The organism is Arthrobacter sp. AG367, assembly GCF_007828995.1.
In the GTDB taxonomy this organism is placed as follows: domain Bacteria; phylum Actinomycetota; class Actinomycetes; order Actinomycetales; family Micrococcaceae; genus Arthrobacter.
On the sequence record NZ_VIVE01000002.1, the window covers coordinates 122,979 to 140,512 of the forward strand.

A 17,534-nucleotide genomic window follows, 5' to 3' on the forward strand; every position below is an offset into this window, starting at 1 on the left:
TCACATGAGTACTGCAGCAATCAAGAAGACCACCAGTAAGTCCTGGCGCGTCGTGGACATCGTGGTCGCCGCGCTGGTGGCCATCGCGGGCGGCGTCATTTTTTGGGCGTGGGACCAGGGAGCAGCCGCGCTTTCTGCCCCCATGAATGCCGCCTACCCGCCCCTGACCGGGCTGCTGGCGGGCGGCTGGATGATTCCCGGCGTGCTGGGAATGCTGATCATCCGCAAGCCCGGGGCCGCCCTGTTCTGTGAAACCGTGGCCGCCACCGGGGAACTCCTCATGGGTTCCCAGTACGGTGCCTCGGTCCTCTTCTCCGGCTTCATCCAGGGCCTCGGCGCGGAAATCATCTTCGCCATCTTCGTCTACCGCAAGTTCAACCTGCCCGTCTCCCTGCTGGCAGGCGCCGCGGCTGGATTCTTCTGCGGACTGAATGACTCATTCGCACCGTGGGGCTGGAACATCGCCTACTCCGGTGCGGACAAGCTGGCGTACATCGTGCTGACCACCCTCTCCGGCGCCATTCTCGCCGGCGCCCTGTCCTGGCTGGCCACCCGCGGCCTGGCGCGTACCGGCGTGCTGAGCTCCTTCGCTTCGCGCAAGGCCGCCACGGAGCCTGTCTTCTCCTGATGGCACCAGCCCAGCGTGACGGCGGCACCGTCCGCCCTGCCGCCGTCACAGCCCGGGGCTGGGGGTGGCGGCACGCCGGCAGGGCCAAGCCTGCCGTCCATGCGCTTGACCTGGACATCAGCCCGGGGGAGCGGGTGCTCCTGCTCGGCCCCTCGGGCGCCGGGAAGTCCACGCTCCTGCACGCGCTCGCAGGGGTGCTGGGGGACATCAACGACGACGGCGGCGAGGCGGGGGACGCCGACGAGTCGGGTTCGCTGCTGGTTGACGGCGCCGTGCCCCGCGCCCAGCGCGGGCGCGCCGGACTTATGCAGCAGGACCCCGAGACGCAGGTGGTCCTGTCGCGGGTGGGGGACGACGTCGCCTTCGGTGCCGAAAACCTTTCCGTCCCACGAGAAGCAATCTGGGCGCGCGTGCACGAGGCGCTCGCCGACGTCGGACTGTCCCACCTGCCGCTGGACCACCCGACGTCGGCCCTGTCCGGCGGGCAAAAGCAGCGCCTGGCGCTGGCCGGCATCCTGGCCATGCGCCCGGGCCTGATCCTCCTGGATGAGCCAACCGCCAACCTGGACCCGGACGGCGTGCTGGAGGTCCGCGATGCCGTGGCGCGGTGCCTGGACAAGACCGGGGCCACGCTGGTGGTGGTGGAGCACCGGGTGTCCGTGTGGAAGGACCTGGTGGACCGGATCGTGGTCCTGCAGCCGGGCTCCGCCGCGGATCCTGCCGTACTCCTGGACGGGCCGCCGGACCGGGTGCTCACGGAGGCGCGGGCCATGCTGGCCGCCGCCGGTGTGTGGGTCCCCGGCTACGTCCCGGCAACCCGTGCCCGGGCGGTGGTCCCGGCCCCCGGCACGGGAAACCTCTTGCTCGCGGCCGAACAGTTGGCAGTCTCCCGCGAACGTCCCCGACGCAAGGGCTTAAGGAAGATTCCGCCGTCGCCGGTCCAGGAAGGCCTGGCCGCGCAGGTGCGCGCCGGGCAGGCGCTCGCCGTGACGGGTCCCAACGGCGCCGGTAAGTCCACTTTCGCCCTGACCCTGGCAGGGCTGCTGGAACCGGTGTCCGGAAAGGTCTCCGCCACCATGGACCTGAGCCGCGGTGCCGGCATTGACCCGTACCGGTGGAAGGCGGATCAGCTGATTTCCCGAGTGGGGACGGTGTTCCAGGAGCCGGAGCACCAGTTCGTGACCGGCAAGGTGCTTGACGAACTGCTGTTCGGCCCCCGGCACCTGGGCCACGGCGGGGATCGGGTGGACGAACTGCTGGAGCGGCTGCGGCTCACCGCGCTGGTGGACGCCAACCCCTACACGCTCTCCGGTGGCGAGAAACGGCGGCTGTCCGTGGCCACCGTCCTTGCCGCCAGCCCGCAGGTCCTGGTCCTGGATGAACCCACGTTCGGGCAGGACGCCAACACCTGGGCCGAGCTGGCGTCCTTCCTGTCCGAGCTCCTGGATGCCGGCACTGCCGTGGTGTCCGTGACCCATGACGCCGAATTCACCCAGGCCTTGGGCGGGGCCGAACTGCGGATGGCCGCGGCGGAAGCGGTGGCGCCATGAGGCAGCAACTCACCTTGGGCGGCAACCATGCCCTCCTGGTCCGCGCGAATCCACTAAGCAAGTTCGCTGCCGTCCTGCTGATCACCGCCGTCCTGGCGCTGTCCATCGACTGGGTATCGGCGTCCGTGGCCCTGGTCTTTGAGCTTCTGCTGTTTCCCCTGGCCGGGCTCACCCTGTCCCTGCTGTGGCAGCGCGGCTGGCCGCTGATCCTCGCCGCTGCCGTGGGTGGCTGGAGCACCTCCATCCTGGCCCCGGACAGCGGCCGGATCCTGCTCGACGCCGGGATCTGGTCCATGAGCGAAGGTTCCCTGCAGCTGGGCATCGGCTTCCTCCTGCGCGGCTTTGCGATCGCCCTTCCGGCCGTGCTCCTGATGAGCTGCACCGATCCCACGGACCTTGCCGACGCGCTGGCGCAGAAGGCGCGCCTGCCGCACCGCTTTGTCCTGGGAACGCTCGCCGCGATGCGCCTGGTGGGGCTCATGGCTGAAGAATGGCAGACCATCGGGATGGCCCGGCGTGCGCGCGGCGTGGGTTCGCGCGGCAGCGTGGCCCAGCGGGTGAAGGCCACGCTGGGCCAGAGTTTCGGGCTGCTGGTACAGGCCATCCGCCGCGCGTCCAGGCTTGCTGTGACCATGGAAGCCCGCGGTTTCGGCGGCGGCAACCGGACCTGGGCCCGGGAATCCACGTTCAGCGCGCTGGACCTTGGGGTGGTGGCCGGCGGTGTCCTGGTGGCCGGCCTCGCGCTATTTGCTGCCCTGGCCGCCGGGACCTGGAACATGGTGTGGCTGGGCAGTTGATGTTGGCGGTCCGGCCCAGGTGATTCCTATCGCATGCAGTGGGTAGAGGCTTTCCCGATACCCCGTACCAGTGGCCGACCAGGCCCTGCGTAACTCATTTATGATATATTTGCGGGTATGACGCAGGAGACCGCTGAGCACGTTGCCGCCATGTTGAGGGATGCCCGGAGCGAGAAGGGCTGGACCCAGGGCCAGTTGGCCGCCGAGCTCGGCACCAGCCAGAGCGCCGTTGCCCGGATGGAGCAGGGCAAGCAGAACCTGAGCCTGAAGATGATCCAGAGGCTGGAAAAGATCTTCGACCGCAGCATCGTCAACGTCGGCAAGCCGCAGATGACGCACCTGCGGGTGGAGGGCGGCCGTACCCTCTCCGGTGCCGTGGATGTCAACAGCAGCAAGAACGCCGGCGTCGCCCTGCTGTGCGCCAGCCTGATCAACCGTGGCACCACCGTGCTCCGCCGGCTGGCACGGATCGAGGAAGTCAACCGCATCGTCGAAGTGCTGACCAGCATCGGCGTCGAGTGCACCTGGCTTAACGACACTGACCTGCGTCTTCGCCGCCCCGCCGTCCTGGACCTGGAAGCCATGGACGTTGACGCGGCGCGCAGGACCCGCAGCGTCATCATGCTGCTGGGTCCCCTTCTGGATGAGTCGCGGGAGTACCGGCTGCCCTACGCCGGCGGCTGCGACCTCGGCACCCGCACCGTGGAACCGCACATGCAGGCGTTGCGCCAGTTTGGCCTTGCCGTGGAAGCCACGGCCGGTTTCTACACGGTCCAGGCTCCGCCGGCGGACGCGCAGGACCGCTCCTTCGTCCTCACCGAACGCGGGGACACCGTCACCGAGAACGCCATCATGGCCGCGGCGCACCGGCCGGGAACCACCGTGATCCGCAACGCCAGCCCCAATTACATGGTGCAGGACCTGTGCTTCTACCTGCAGATGCTGGGCGTCACCATCGAGGGCGTGGGCACCACCACCCTGAAGATCACGGGCCGGCCCGACATTGACGCGGAGATCGAGTACTTCCCCTCCGAGGATCCCATCGAGGCGATGAGCCTCATCACGGCCGGCATCGTCACCAATTCCGAGGTCACGGTGCGGCGGGTGCCCATCGAGTTCATGGAAATCGAGTTGGCCACCTTGGGCCAGATGGGGCAGAAGCTGGAAATTTCGGGCGAGTACATGGCCCGCAACGGCCGCACCCGGCTGGTGGACGTGACCACCAAGCCCTCCGGGCTGCATGCCCCGGAGGACAAGATCCATCCGATGCCGTTCCCCGGGCTGAACATCGACAACCTGCCGTTCTTTGCCGTCATTGCCGCGAACGCCGATGGCCAGACCATGATCCACGACTGGGTCTACGAGAACCGGGCCATTTACCTGACAGAGCTGAACAGGCTTGGGGCGCAGGTGCAGCTGCTGGATCCGCACCGGATCTACGTCAACGGGCCCACCAAGTGGCGCGCCGCCGAGGTGGGCTGCCCGCCGGCGCTTCGTCCGGCCGCCTGCCTGCTGCTGGCCATGCTCGCCGCCCGGGGCGTGTCCGAACTGCGGAACATCTACGTGATCGAGCGTGGCTACGAGGACCTGGCGGAACGCCTGAACACCATTGGCGCCAAGGTGGAGTACTTCCAGGACTAGCATTCACGGTTCGTCATGAATCGCCGGGGCCCCTCGAATGCCGGACAAGTATCGCAGAATGTTCGTATGCGTACTTTTGGCGTAGAGGAGGAACTCCTGATCGTTGATCCGGAGTCCGGGGAACCCCTTGCCCTGGCCGACGCCCTCCTGGCCGGCCACCGCGTTGCGGCTGACGATCTTCCCGTGGACCCGGAGGTCCACCACTCCGGAAAACAGGCGGATTACGACGACGAGATGGGCTTGAGTGCCGAGCTGAAGCTTGAGCAGATCGAGACCCAGACCCGTCCGTGCCTCGAATACGGGAGCCTGCTCGAACAGATCCGCGCGGGCCGCGCCCTGGCGGACCAGGCCGCCAGGAAGCATGGCGCCAGGGTGGCGGCCCTCGCCACCTCGCCCTTGGCCTCCACCACCCACACGACGCCCGACCCCCGGTACGCCAAAATGCTGGAGCGCTTCGGCCTCACCGCCCAGGAGCAGCTGACCTGCGGCTTCCATGTGCACACGTTCATCGAATCGCCCGAAGAGGGCGTGGCGGTCCTGGACCGGATCCGCGACAAGCTGGCAGTGCTGACGGCCCTGAGCGCCAATTCGCCCTTCTGGAACGGCGTTCCAACCGGGTTTGAAAGCTACCGCACCCAGGCCTGGAACCGGTGGCCCACGGCGGGCCCGGCCGGTATTTACGGGACGTACCCTGCCTACCGGCGCGTGGTGACGCGGCTGCTGGAAAGCGGCGTCATGCTCGATGAGGGCATGCTGTACTTCGACGCCCGGCTGTCCCGCAACCACCCCACCGTCGAGGTTCGCGTGGCGGACGTCTGCCTTCGTGCCGAGGATGCAGCGCTCATTGCCGTGCTGGTTCGGGCGCTGGTGGAATCCGCCAGCAGGGAATGGCAGGCCGACGTGGATCCTGCGCCGGTTCCCACCGTCCTCCTCCGGATGGCCTCGTGGCAGGCCAGCAGCGCCGGGCTGAGCGGTGAACTCCTGGATTTTGGGAATTTCCGGCCCGCACCGGCCGCGGACGTGGTCCGGTCCCTGGTGGATTACCTGGCTCCCGTCCTGTCCGAACAGGGGGAGCTGGCACTGGCACGGCAGGGGGTGGAGGACATCATCGCCCGCGGAACGGGAGCCGCCGAACAGCGCCGCGCCCGGGACAAGGCGCTGGCGGGACCGCCCCCGGAGGACATGGGGTTCGGCGCCGTGGTGCGGCAGGCCGTCAACGTGACCATGCGGGATGCCCTGGACCTTGCTGACGTGGAGGGCACGCCCGAACTGCTGCGGGTCCGCCAGAGCTGACCTTCGACGCGCATATCCATTCCCGACGCGCAGATTCCTCCTCGCGGCCCATATTTGGTGCGCGCCAGGGAATCTGCGCATCGAGAGTGAGGAAGCGCGTCGCCCGGACCCAGAGGAACTACGGCTTCCCGCGCGGCTAGATCTGCTTGAGGGCCTGTTCCAGGTCGCGGAGGAGGTCCTCCGGGTCCTCGAGCCCTACCGAGAGCCGCACCACGCCGTCACTGAGCCCAATGGCGGCGCGCCCTTCCGGCCCCATGGCGCGGTGCGTGGTGGTGGCGGGGTGCGTGATCAGGGACTTCGAATCACCAAGGTTGTTGGAGATGTCGATGATGCGCAGCCCGTCCAGCAGTGCGAAGGCCGCTTCCTTGCCGGAGCGCCCGCCGGAGGGAGCCAGCTCAAGCGTGAGGACCGTACCGCCGGCGCTCATCTGCCGTGCCGCCAGGTCGTACTGCGGGTGGGACTTGAGCAGCGGGTACTTCACCCAGCTCACGGCGGGCTGTTCTTCCAGCCACTCTGCGAGCCGGAGCGCCGTGGCGGAGGAATGGTTCACGCGCAGGCTCATGGTCTCCAGGCCCTTGGTCAGGACCCAGGCGTTGAACGCGGAGAGTGCGGGCCCGGTGTGGCGCATGAGCTGTTTTACGGGACCGTCGATGAACTCCTTGGTGCCCAGGATGGCGCCGCCCATGACCCTGCCCTGGCCGTCGATGTGCTTGGTGCCGGAGTAGACGATGACGTCGGCGCCCAGGTCACCGCAGCGCTGCAGCAGGGGAGTGGCGAAGACGTTGTCCGCCACCACCTTGGCGCCGGCGGCATGCGCAAGTTCGCTGACCGCGGCGATGTCCACGATCTCCTGCATCGGGTTGGACGGGGATTCGAAGAAGACGGCGGTGGTGGGCTTGGAGAGGGCCTCGCGCCACTGGTCCAGGTCCGGCCCGTCCACGAAGACGGTCTCCACGCCCCACCGGGGAAGGATCTCGTTCAAAATCACGAAGCACGAACCGAACAGCGACCGGGCGGCCACCACCCGGTCGCCGGCAGCCAGCAGGGCACCAAGCGCGGTGAACACCGCGGACATTCCCGACGCCGTCGCGAAGCAGGCTTCGGTGCCTTCCAGCAGCCGGAGCCGCTCCTGGAAGGTGGCCACGGACGGGTTGCCGTAGCGGGAGTAGACAAAGCGTTCGTCCTCGCCGGTGAAGGCGCGTTCAGCTGCTGCCGCGGATTCGTAGACGAAGCCGGAGTTCAGGAAAATGGCCTCGGACGTTTCCTGGAAGTTGGTGCGGTCCAGCCCGCCACGGACAGCCTGGGTGTCGGGGTTCCAGCCGGGGGCGTCTTGGTTGAAGGTCACTTAGTTCTTTCCGAGGTTGGTGGGAAGGCCGCGGTTTTTCCAGCCGTTGACGGTGCGTTCGCCATAGCGGTCCGGCTCGCCTTCAAAGCCCTCCAGCACGTTGTAGGAGGTGAAGCCGGCCCGGGTGGCCGCGATGGCTGCCGCGATGGACCGCTGGCCGGAGCGGCACAGGAACACCAGTTCGGTTGAACGGTCCTCGGGCGCCTGCTGGCTGAGGTCGTTGATGAAGTCGGGGTTGGGGATGCCGCCGGGGAAGGTCCACTGGATGAAGAGGGGGTCGTTGTCCGTGGCCTTGGTGTCCGGAATGCCGATGTGGGCCCATTCGCCCTCGGTGCGGACGTCCACCAGGATGGCGCCCTGTTCCAGCTTCTCCCATGCTTCCTGGGGCGTGAGGTCTCCCGCGTAGCTCATGCGTGGCCCTCGCCGTCGAACTCGCCTTCAAATTCGGCGTCCAGTTCATCCACTGCGGTGGCAACCGCGGCATCGGCCGAGGCGATTGCCGCCGGAAGGACCACTGCCTGCGCCACGATCACGCTGGTGCCGTTGAAGGTGGCTGCCGGGCTGCCGTGCAGCACATAGCCGTCGGCCAGGGCCGTGGAGATCCGCTCGCAGAATGAACGGTCATCCGGGCCGGTGATCAGGCGGTAGGACAATTTTTCGTCAGGGGCAGGTGCGTCAGACACGACGGATCTCCTTCTTTCACGCTTGCAGCTCGAATCGGTCGATATGCCGAGTATTCACCTGAGGCACCCCGCCGCGAAAGGGAGGGTTGCCGACCGGCCAGTCAGGGCTTCACACCGGTACTCATTACTCCCCAAAAACGTAACATCTGCCGCGCCAAGCCGCACCGCCGCCGTCGTCATGTTCCGTAATTGAGCAGCGCTGAAGGGAGGCGCGGGGTTGAAGGAAAGCGCGACGGCGGACATCGCCGCAGGTGGGCGGCCCGCCACGTGCCGCCCGGGGCCGCGGGGCCGATAAAGTTCTTACCGGGGCGCCGCCCCGTCGTCACAGCAATGAGCACCGGGGGTCCTGTCAGCATGCGGGCAAACACATCGCGCCACCAGGCCGCCATCCGCGGGACCCGCCGGCCGTCCATCGGTGCGTTCCTGGCCGCGGCCATCGTCAGCCTCCTTGCCCTGCTGGCGGCTGCGCCGGCGCATGCGGCGGACGCTGCGCCGGAGAAGGGAAAGCCCTGGCTGGGCGCGGTGCTCGAGTGGGGCGAGGACACCGCCGCAGGCTTCAGCGGCCGGCTTGGTGCCAGTCCGGCCGTCTTCGGCCACGACATCACCATCCCCTACCGCGATTCGGAACGGAACGACCTTGACGGCTTCCTTCAGCAGGCCGCGTCCCTAGGCGCCCACGCCCTGCTCACGGTGAAGCCGTCAGTGCCCCTGGGCCAGCTCGGCACCGCGGAAGCAGAAGCATTCGCAGCGCAGGTGCGCGACCTTACGTCCGGGTTCAAGGGGCAGCTGCTGATCCGGTTCGCCCCGGACATGAATGCAAGCTGGGTGGCCTGGGGCCAGCAGCCCGCCGCGTACCGGCAGGCCTTCAGGGCTGTGGCGGCAGCGTTCAAGAAGTACGACGGCGGCCGGGCCACCTTGGTGTGGGCGCCTTACCTGGGCAAGGACTACCCCTTTGACCGCAACCGGGATGCCCCGCAGCCCGGAACCGAAGGCTTTTCCCTCCTGGACACGAACGGCGACGGGGCCTGGAACTCAAGCGACAGCGCCTACGCCCCGTACTACCCGGGCGACGACGCAGTGGACTGGGTGGGGCTGGCCGCCTATCACGACGACACGGCCGGCGGCCCCGCCGTCAACTCCCAGCCGAGGGCCGGCGAGCTCCAGGACATGCTGACGGCCTCCGGCGGCGAAAACTTCTACGGCACCTATTCCGAGGGGCGCAAAAAGCCGTTCCTCCTCCAGACCTCTGCTTTCTACAGCCCCGCGTCCGGCGGCGCGCAGGAGGCGGACATTAAGGCGGGCTGGTGGGACCAGGTGGTGGGAACTGCCACTTCCCCAGCTTTTGCCGGGACGGCCGCCGTTGTCTGGGACGAGCGCACCAGCACCAGGGATACCGGCGTGGCGAGCATCAGCTGGCTGCTCACGGGACAGGCGGGCATCGCCAAAGCGGCCCTGGACAGGCTGAAGGCATCGCCAATGGTCACCGGGCCGGTCACCGACGTGGCATCCGGGAGCACCTACGTCCGGGCCAACACGCTCTCCGGGGCTGCCGCCTGGACTGTTGCCGCCGCCATGGCCATCCTCCTGGTGGCCCTGTGGCAGATACCCCGCCGGATCAACGCAGCCACGGCCTGGGGCTACCAGGATCCCTCCGCCAGGGACTCGCGCATCGATCTGCTGCGCGGGATGGCCATCGTCTTTGTGGTGGTGAACCACCTGGGCATGGCATCGCTGTTCCAGCTGCTCACCCAGGAGGCCGTGGGCTTCGTGTCGGGTGCGGAACTGTTCGTCCTGTTCTCCGGACTGGTGGTGGGCATGGTGTACGGCCCCAAGGCCAGGGAGGACTTCGGGCAGGTGGTCGACCTCACGACCCGCCGCGCCGGCAAGCTCTACCTGACGGCGCTGGCCGTGCTGATCGGCGTCTTCCTTCTGTCCCTGCTCCCGTTCTTCCACACCGAGGCCCTGACCACGTTCGTGGACCAGGGGACCGGCGGCGCCGGGCACAACGGCGCCGGCCGGACCTACGACCTCTATGCGGGCATGTCATCGCTGTTCCAGTTCCCCGTCCCGCCCCAGGTGCTTCCGGCCATCGTGCTGCTGCAGTTCGGTCCCTGGCAGTTCAATGTCATGGGGCTCTATGTGGTGCTGTTGCTGGTCAGCCCGCTGATCCTCGCGGCGCTGAACCGCGGAAAGGCCATCTGGGTCGTGGCGGTGTCGGTTGCCGTGTATGCGGCAGGTGCCATGACCAGGTTCCGGATCCTGCCCTCGCAGTTTGAGGACTCCTTCCCGCTGCTGGTGTGGCAGGTGCTTTTCGTGCTTGGGCTGGTTGCGGGCTACCATCGGCGCAGCATCACAGCGTGGCTGTCGCGCCACACGTGGGTGGTGGTTGCCTGCACCACGGCAGCATTCGCTTTGGCCTTCCTGTCCTGGGGCAACCCCTACCTGGCCAACGCCTATGACGTCCGACTGGCGCTTCTGCCGGATGCGTCCTACCGGGCAATGTATGACGCCTTGTTCGGCCGGACATACCTGGCCCCGGGCCGGCTGCTCAACGTCCTGGTCCTGGTGGTGGCTGCGTACGCATTCCTCAGTGCTTACTGGAAACCGGTGACCCGGGCCCTGGGCTGGTTCCTGGTCCCGCTGGGCCGGGCCACCCTGTACGTCTTCATCATGCACGTGGTGCTGATCGCCGTCGTGGCCAACATCCCGGCCCTGCAGCAGCAAAGCATCTTCCTCAACACCGTGGCCTACGCCGTGGTCCTGGGGCTGCTCTGGGTGATGGTCCGCACCAGGTTCCTCTTCCGGATCATCCCTACCTAGCCCGGGGCATGAAAAATGCTGCGGCACGGGCGTGCCACAGCATTTGATCATGTACCACCCGGCTGCCCGGTGGCCTCTTACGAATCCGGGGGTCTCAGACCAGGCCCGGGTAGCTGGTCATGATGTAGTCCGCAGCGGCAGGACCCTTCATGCGCAGCCCGTTGCGGCGCGGCGGGATCCGGTGCTTCATGGCTGCCCAGAAGGTGGACTCGGTGCCGGCCGGCTGCTGGTTGAGGAAGCACCAGCTGGTGTACAGGCCGTAGAGGCGGTCGCGGTCCATGCTGGAACCAGCGGCGTGGTCGGGGTAGGTGGCTTCGTGGAGAAAAGTATCGAACTGCGAATGTGCCATGATGGCTTCCCTTCGCTAAGTGCTCGGCGCCGCCGTTCGGCTACAGCAGCAAGATTTGATGCCCTGCACATGGCCATCGAATCTATAGGTTGGGTCCCGTGAAAAGCATCTGGGGCCTCAGCGTCGTCAGCGCCTGTCTACGATGTAGACTTTACTCGTAGACTACAAGTAAGGCAACCGTCTCGATTAATCCGGGCCGCCACTTCCACCGCTAGGACAACACCATGAATCCCCCGCACGCTTCCGGCCGCACCCCCGCCAAGGCCAGGCTGAGCAGGGAGGTCGTGCTGGCCAAGGCCTTGGAACTGGTTGATGCCGAAGGACTGGATGCACTGACCATGCGCCGCCTGGGGCAGGAGCTTGGCCGGGACCCGATGAGCCTGTACCGCTACGCCGAGAACCGCGCGGCGCTGCTGGACGGGGTTTCTGAGCTGGTGCTCAACCAGCTTCCGATTCATCCGGAGGACCCGGATTGGAAAGCGCAGCTGCGGAGCATCGCCCACAACCTGCGGATGCTGGCGCTCAAGCATCCCAACGTTGTCCCCCTGCTGGTGACCCGGCCCCTCTCCACGCCGCTGGGCATGCGTCCGCTGGGCACGTTGCGGCCATTGGAGCAGATCCTGACCCTGCTGGTGGCGGCAGGATTCGAGCCGGCTGATGCGCTGCACGTCTACCGCGCCTACTACGGCTTCCTCTACGGGCACCTCCTGAACGAACTGCAGGAGTACGTGGTGGACCCGGAAGAGAACGAGGTGCTGCTGCGGCTGGGGCTCCACCGGCTGCCCGCGAAGGAATTCCCCCGGCTGCGTGCGCTGGCGCCGGCGTTGGCTGACTACGACGGCGCCAAGGAGCTTGACCAAGGGCTCACCATCCTGCTGTCCGGGCTGGAAGCCCAGCTTTCACGGCAGGCGGCAAGCTCCAGCGCCTGACGGAGCGGCCGTGTAAAGGCGTGGTCGTTGAGCGGCCGCTATTCGAATGACGCCCGGCGCCGGTCCTGGAGGCGGGTGTTCCAGACGTCCGGGCGGTTCACCTGGAACCTGCGTCCGGTCAGCGCCTTGGCGTTCAGCCTGACGTAGTTTGCCTTTTCGCCGGGCTGCCACGGCTCCAGGCCAAGGCTGTCCACCGCATCTTTGACGGCCTGGTCTTCGATGATCCCGGTATTGCCCCGCGCCACCACGCTCCAGGCCAGTTCGGTGGTGGGGTCGTAGCCGTCGATCTCCAGCGCGGCAGGGCGTTCCATTTTCGCGTCCCACAGTTTTGAGCCGGGTGCCGTGCGGAAGACGATGCTGCGCAGGTGGACAACGTAGTTCACGGGGAAGATTTCCGGATGTCCGTCCACCACGATGGCCAGCCTGCCCACCGTGTCGGTGTCAAGGAGTTCCCAGCAGTCGTCAAAGGACAGTTTTTCGATCGGCAGCTTGTGCGAGTCCATGGTGCACACCTTACGGGTGATGCCGGGGCGGGAAAAGGGCCGGCCCTGCCTGTTGCGGGCTAATGGATGCCGGCGAAAAGTCCGCTCAGTTCTGTGGTCAGTTCCTTTTGCACAGACGGGGTGCCGATCTCCCTGCCGTCAATCCGGTTCACGGGCGCCAGCAGGCGGACACTGGAGATCAGCCAGACCGCGTCTGCGTCCAGGAGGTCCTGTGGCACCAGCGGCCCGTAGCCCAGTTCCCAGCCCGCCGCCTTGGCGGCAGCAAAGAGAGCCCCCTGTGACGTTCCAGGCAGGATGCCGCTGTCCAGCTGTGGTGTGATGAGGCGCTTCACTGTTGTGCCGTCGTCGGACTTCTCCACATGCGCCAGCAGCACCGTGGAGGTGGGCCCTTCCAGGACCCGGCCATCGGAGGACGTGAAGATGACGTCGTCGGCGCCCTGTTTATGCGCGTGGCGCAGCGCTGCCATGTTGACGGCGTAGGAGAGCGTCTTGGCGCCCAGAAGCAGCCAGGGTGCCCGTTCGGCCACGTCACTGTCGTAGCCGCGGTCAAGGAGGATGACGTCGACGCCCGTTTCCCGCTGGCGGCGGGCGGCAGCTCCGGCCGGTGAGGCCTGGACCCAGGCGGTGGGGGCAGGCGCGCCTTCCACGCCGCGGGTCACCACCAGTTTGACCACCAGTTCATCTGCCGCCGGGTCTGCCGGCGGGTTCTCCGAACGGTGCCGGGCAACGGCAGCGGCAATGGCGCGCCGCCACACATCCTGGTCCGGGATGTCCAGGTCCAGCGCCGCGGCGGATCCGGCAAGCCGGTCCAGGTGGGCCTGCATCTTCCGCACCGTTCCCCCAACCGCCAGCATGGTTTCGAACACGCCGTCACCGCGCGTGACGCCAAGGTCCGTGACCAGCAGCTGGGGCTGGGAGGCATCCGCCACCCTGCCGTCGGGGAAGGCGGGGTCAAGGAAAACGAGAACCACGGGGGCTGGAGAGCTCATGGCACCAGCTTAGTGCGGCACCGCGGATAAGCTGGGCAGAGCGCCCCGGCCGGAAACCGTTCCCCGGGGCCCAACCTCCCCGGGAGTTATTGACGTGTTGTGGCCTTTTTCGCTTGCCGGCACCGCGCCGACGTGGGTTGTGGTGCTCCTGGGCTTCGCCGACCTTGTCATCAGGGTCCTGGCACTGGGCATCATCCCCGGCAACAGGCGGCCCACCACGGCGATGGCCTGGCTCCTGGGCATCTTCTTTATCCCATTCGTGGGCATCGCGCTGTTCCTGCTGTTTGGAAACTTCCAGCTGTCCAGCCGCCGCCGCGCCCAGCAGGAGCAGGTCAACGACCGGGTGCGGGCCGGCATCACCGCCCTCTCGGACGTGGACAGCGACTACCCCGGCCCCGAGTGGGTCAAGTCCGCCGCCGAGCTCAACCGCACCCTGGGTTCGCTGCCCATGGTGGACAACAACTCCGTTGACCTCATCCCCGGCTACCCGGATTCCATCCTGGCCATGACCCACGCGGTGCGGAAGGCGAAGAAGTTCGTCAACGCCGAGTTCTACATCATGAGCTCCGACCACGTCACCAACGACCTGCTCACGGCCATGGAAGAGGCCGCCGAGCGGGGCGTGGAAGTGCGGCTCCTGTTCGACCACATCGGCACGCTGCGCATCAAGGGCTACCGGAAGCTGCTGAAGCGCCTGAGGGCCGGCAAGATCCAGTGGAAGCGGATGCTTCCCCTCCTGCCCATCCATGGCCAGTGGCGCCGGCCGGACCTGCGCAACCACCGCAAGATCATGGTGATCGACGGCGAAATCGCCTTCACGGGGTCGCAGAACCTGATCGAGCCCTCCTACAACAACCCGCGCCACCGCAAGGCCGGCCGCGAGTGGGTGGAGCTGATGGCGTGCCTGCGCGGGCCCATCGTGACCACCCTGAACGTCGTCTTCGCCACCGACTGGCTGAGCGAGACCGACGAATCCCTGGAACACCAGTTGCAGCTCCCCGCGAATCCGGAGCCCGGCCACGTCACGGCCCAGGTGGTGCCCAGCGGTCCCGGGTTCATCACGGAAAACAACCTCCGGCTCTTCAACACGCTCATCTACTCCGCGCAGCACCGGATCTCCATTTGCAGCCCCTATTTCGTTCCGGACGATTCACTGCTGTACGCCATCACCACGGCAGCGCAGCGCGGCGTCGACGTGGAGCTGTTCGTGTCCGAGAAGGGCGACCAGTTCCTGGTCCACCACGCCCAGCGCTCCTACTATGAGGCGCTCCTTGAGGCCGGCGTGCGGATCTACCTCTACAAGGCGCCGTTCGTGCTGCACGCCAAGCACTTCACCATCGACGACGAGGTGGCCGTCCTGGGCTCCAGCAACATGGACATGAGGTCCTTCTCGCTGAACCTCGAGGTCTCCGTGATGCTCCTGGGCGAGGACATCGTGAACAAGATGCGGGCGGTGGAGGACACCTACCGGGACATCTCCCATGAGCTGAAGCTGGCAGACTGGCTGAACCGGCCGCTCGCCGCGCGCTATGTGGACAACGTGGCCCGGCTGACGGCCACGGTGCAGTAGGACGGACGTACCTCCCTAAACCCGGGTCAGTCTTCGGGAAACTCCGCCCCCAGGGTGGAGAGCACCCCGTAGGCCTTGGTGCGGATCTCCTCATATTCGTCGTCCGGGTCGGAGTCCGAGGTGATGGCACCGCCGACGCCGAGCGACAGTTCCGCGGTTCCGTCGCCAGCCGTGCTGACCACCAGGGTCCTGATGGCGACGGCGAGATCCGCCGCCGCGTTGAGCGAGAAGTAGCCGATGGCACCTGAATAGATCCCCCGCGGCCCTGCCTCCAGGTTGTCAAGGATGGCCATGGTGCTGATCTTCGGAGCCCCGGTCATGGAGCCGGCCGGGAAGCAGGCCGCCACCGCCTCTGCCCGTGGTGCTCCGGGCAGGAGGTGGGCGTCGATGGTGCTGACCATCTGGTGGACGGTGGCGTAGCTCTCGATGGCGCAAAGCCTGCTGACCGTAACGGAGCCAGGCATGGCAAAGTGGCTGAGGTCGTTGCGCAGCAGGTCCACGATCATGATGTTCTCGGCCCTGTCCTTGACGGAGGTGGCCAGGTCCGTCCGCAGGCGGCTGTCCTCCTGCGGGTCGGCAGCCCGGCGCCGGGTGCCCTTGATCGGTTCGGCGCGCATTCCGCCGTCGGACCCTATCTTCAGGAACCGCTCGGGCGAGGTGCTGGCCACGGCAACGTTTCCCAGCCGGAGGTAACTGGCGAACGGGGCCGGGTTCCTGCTGCGGAGCGACAGGTAGGTGGCCCATGGATCCAGCGAGCCGGCCGGGACAGTGGCTTCGAGGGTGGTGGTCAGGCACACTTCGTAGGTGTTTCCCTGGGCGATCTGATGCTGTGCGGCGGCAATCTTCTCCCGGTACCGTGCCCCGGTGTCCCGGCTGCGGAAAGTGGGCGGTGTGGTGGGACGCACGACGCCGGTGCTGCCGCCGGCTTCCTGCGTTGGGTCCGCGGCGGCTTCCACGGCTGCCCGCGCCTCCACCAGCCACCCGCCGGCGTCCGGCGCCTCCAGGGCCAGGAGCCAGGCCGTGCCTTCGGCGTGGTCCAGGACCACCGCTCGGCCCGCGAAGATCAGGGCTGCGTCCGGCGTGGGCGCGGAAAGATCGCTGCCGCCGGTTTCGCGTTTCAGCTCATACCCCAGGCAGCCCAGCCAGCCCAGGGTGAATTCGCCGGGGTAGCCCTCGGGGGTCCGCACCGCCCGGCGGCCCCAGACGGTGTCGAGCCAGCGGAAGAAGGGGCCCGGAACGTTGGCAGTGGACGAGCCGGCGCTGATCCGGCTCACACCGCCACGGTGCGTGACGCACTGGCCGAATGTGCCGCCGTCGTCCGCCATGATGCTGAACCGGCTGCGCTCTGCGGCAGTCCGCTGTACAGGATCCGTGCTGTCCGGTCCGCTGCCTGTGTTGGAGGACTCCAGCCAGACGGCGTTGCCAGAGCCGCCATACAGTGAGTGGAACAGGGTGGGTGCGTCCGGGGCGGCTTCAATGCGCTCGGCATGAAGGCGAAGGCCGCGGCGGGCTGACAACTCGGGGGCGAGGACCGGAGCCAGGGCGGGCAGGTAGGGGAGGAGTTGGAGGAGGTCCGCGGGGGCTGAGCCATCGGCGAGGTTCCGGACGCGGAGGTCCGCGTGGCCGGGGACGTCGTCGCGGCCCAGCCACTCTTGCTCCTGGGCTGCCCACAGGTCCCAGTACGGTTCATATGTTGCGCCGTCGCGCTCCAGTGCCCGGGTCCGCCGGACGTCGTCCGGGGATTCCGCCCAGATCACCGCGCCCAGCATGGGGCGGGCGGCCTCGGCGGCGGCCCCCACTCCCTCAACGATGACGATCTCCGCAGGCAGCGTCACCCGGGCGTCGCCGTCGTAGTGGTTAGCCCAGTCCCAGCTGGTCCAGGAGGCCGCCTGCCCCCGGCTCAGCGGGGTGAGGACCGTGGAGACGTAGCGTTCAATGCCCGCCGCCAGTCCGTCCCAGCCCGGGTAGATGTCCTCAAGGTGGAACAGCGAGACCTTGTGGTGCGCCCGGAGCCGGGCCGCGAGCTCGACGGCGAGGGTGGTCTTGCCTGCACCGGAGCGCCCGTCGATGGCGATGATGACGGGGGCTGGGCTCATGGACTAGAGCGTACCGTTTTCCGTTGCACCCTTTCACCCGCGGGGCCGTTGCTGCGCCGATGCGTGACGGCCGCTGCTCAGGTGGCCGCCCAGGAACCCGCTCACCAGCAGCAGGACAGCCCCTGCCCTCGCCAGGCGGCGTTGGCGCCGGCATGCACGATGCCTGCACGCTTCAGGGCGCGGTCCTTGTCGGGCCATGTCGCCCAGCCGGAGACTCTGCCTCTTCCAGTGTGGCGAGGAGCCGTGCGTACTTGCCGGATGTGCTGGACCAGGCCGGGCATGCAGCAAGAAAATACTCCTGGTGCCGCTGGATTGCACCGTCGCTTGAAGAGTTTTTGGTG

At 67.4% G+C, this 17,534-nt stretch carries 15 protein-coding genes and 1 riboswitch; of the genes, 8 read left to right on the forward strand and 7 right to left on the reverse strand.

Annotated elements, in window-relative coordinates; genetic code table 11:
- The first annotated feature begins 4 nt into the window (after positions 1–4).
- The 5 genes from FB478_RS07620 to FB478_RS07640 all read left to right on the forward strand — a co-directional run bounded on the left by FB478_RS07620 (position 5) and on the right by FB478_RS07640 (position 5,909).
- Positions 5–628 carry an ECF transporter S component gene (locus FB478_RS07620; protein WP_018769981.1) on the forward strand — a complete coding sequence of 208 codons (624 nt, stop codon included), beginning with the start codon at positions 5–7 and terminating at the stop codon, positions 626–628.
- Entirely contained in the window at positions 628–2,178 is a 1,551-nt protein-coding gene (locus FB478_RS07625; protein ID WP_144600108.1) for an ABC transporter ATP-binding protein, read from the forward strand. Before FB478_RS07620 ends, FB478_RS07625 begins: the two co-directional genes overlap by 1 nt.
- Complete coding sequence (locus FB478_RS07630; RefSeq protein WP_018769983.1) at positions 2,175–2,975, forward strand: energy-coupling factor transporter transmembrane protein EcfT; 801 nt, start codon at positions 2,175–2,177, stop codon at positions 2,973–2,975. Before FB478_RS07625 ends, FB478_RS07630 begins: the two co-directional genes overlap by 4 nt.
- Positions 2,976–3,092: 117 nt before the next feature.
- Complete coding sequence (locus FB478_RS07635) at positions 3,093–4,616, forward strand: UDP-N-acetylglucosamine 1-carboxyvinyltransferase (RefSeq protein WP_056391920.1); 1,524 nt, start codon at positions 3,093–3,095, stop codon at positions 4,614–4,616.
- A gap of 66 nt (positions 4,617–4,682) precedes the next feature.
- On the forward strand, positions 4,683–5,909 hold the full coding sequence (locus tag FB478_RS07640; RefSeq protein WP_056391918.1) for a glutamate--cysteine ligase: 1,227 nt from the start codon (positions 4,683–4,685) through the stop codon (positions 5,907–5,909).
- Positions 5,910–6,045: 136 nt separating this feature from the next.
- Here FB478_RS07640 and FB478_RS07645 read toward each other — a convergent pair whose 3' ends face one another.
- Genes FB478_RS07645 through FB478_RS07655 form a run of 3 tightly spaced genes read right to left on the reverse strand, consistent with a single transcriptional unit; the run spans position 6,046 to position 7,937 of the window.
- Complete coding sequence (locus tag FB478_RS07645; protein WP_056391915.1) at positions 6,046–7,254, reverse strand: O-succinylhomoserine sulfhydrylase; 1,209 nt, start codon at positions 7,252–7,254, stop codon at positions 6,046–6,048.
- On the reverse strand, positions 7,255–7,665 hold the full coding sequence (locus FB478_RS07650; protein WP_018769987.1) for a rhodanese-like domain-containing protein: 411 nt from the start codon (positions 7,663–7,665) through the stop codon (positions 7,255–7,257). It lies immediately after the preceding gene.
- Positions 7,662–7,937, reverse strand: a complete 276-nt coding sequence (locus FB478_RS07655) for a DUF1737 domain-containing protein (protein WP_018769988.1) — start codon at positions 7,935–7,937, stop codon at positions 7,662–7,664. The genes FB478_RS07650 and FB478_RS07655 overlap by 4 nt, the downstream gene beginning before the upstream one ends.
- Before the next feature lie 13 nt (positions 7,938–7,950).
- Positions 7,951–8,066, reverse strand: a riboswitch (SAM riboswitch).
- A gap of 225 nt (positions 8,067–8,291) precedes the next feature.
- Here FB478_RS07655 and opgC point away from each other — a divergent pair.
- Positions 8,292–10,757 (forward strand): OpgC domain-containing protein, encoded by a 2,466-nt coding sequence (gene opgC, locus FB478_RS07660; protein ID WP_144600109.1) that lies wholly within the window; start codon positions 8,292–8,294, stop codon positions 10,755–10,757.
- Between the two features lie 94 nt (positions 10,758–10,851).
- On the opposite strand, the gene FB478_RS07665 is transcribed toward opgC, so the two are convergent.
- Complete coding sequence (locus tag FB478_RS07665) at positions 10,852–11,106, reverse strand: hypothetical protein (protein WP_018769990.1); 255 nt, start codon at positions 11,104–11,106, stop codon at positions 10,852–10,854.
- 224 nt (positions 11,107–11,330) lie between these two features.
- Here FB478_RS07665 and FB478_RS07670 point away from each other — a divergent pair, with 224 nt between their 5' ends.
- Positions 11,331–12,035, forward strand: a complete 705-nt coding sequence (locus FB478_RS07670; protein WP_144600110.1) for a TetR/AcrR family transcriptional regulator C-terminal domain-containing protein — start codon at positions 11,331–11,333, stop codon at positions 12,033–12,035.
- A 38-nt stretch (positions 12,036–12,073) separates the two neighbouring features.
- Here FB478_RS07670 and FB478_RS07675 read toward each other — a convergent pair whose 3' ends face one another.
- Positions 12,074–12,538, reverse strand: coding sequence for a pyridoxamine 5'-phosphate oxidase family protein (locus tag FB478_RS07675; RefSeq protein ID WP_018769992.1), 465 nt, complete (start codon positions 12,536–12,538; stop codon positions 12,074–12,076).
- Positions 12,539–12,597: 59 nt separating this feature from the next.
- Positions 12,598–13,527, reverse strand: coding sequence for an aminodeoxychorismate lyase (locus FB478_RS07680; protein ID WP_056391913.1), 930 nt, complete (start codon positions 13,525–13,527; stop codon positions 12,598–12,600).
- A gap of 94 nt (positions 13,528–13,621) precedes the next feature.
- Between FB478_RS07680 and cls the strand changes: the two genes are divergently transcribed.
- Positions 13,622–15,097: a cardiolipin synthase gene (gene cls, locus FB478_RS07685; protein WP_026265885.1), complete on the forward strand. Its 1,476-nt coding sequence runs from the start codon at positions 13,622–13,624 to the stop codon at positions 15,095–15,097.
- 26 nt (positions 15,098–15,123) lie between these two features.
- Here cls and pabB read toward each other — a convergent pair whose 3' ends face one another.
- Positions 15,124–17,193 carry an aminodeoxychorismate synthase component I gene (gene pabB, locus FB478_RS07690; RefSeq protein WP_144600111.1) on the reverse strand — a complete coding sequence of 690 codons (2,070 nt, stop codon included), beginning with the start codon at positions 17,191–17,193 and terminating at the stop codon, positions 15,124–15,126.
- Between the last annotated feature and the right edge of the window lie 341 nt (positions 17,194–17,534).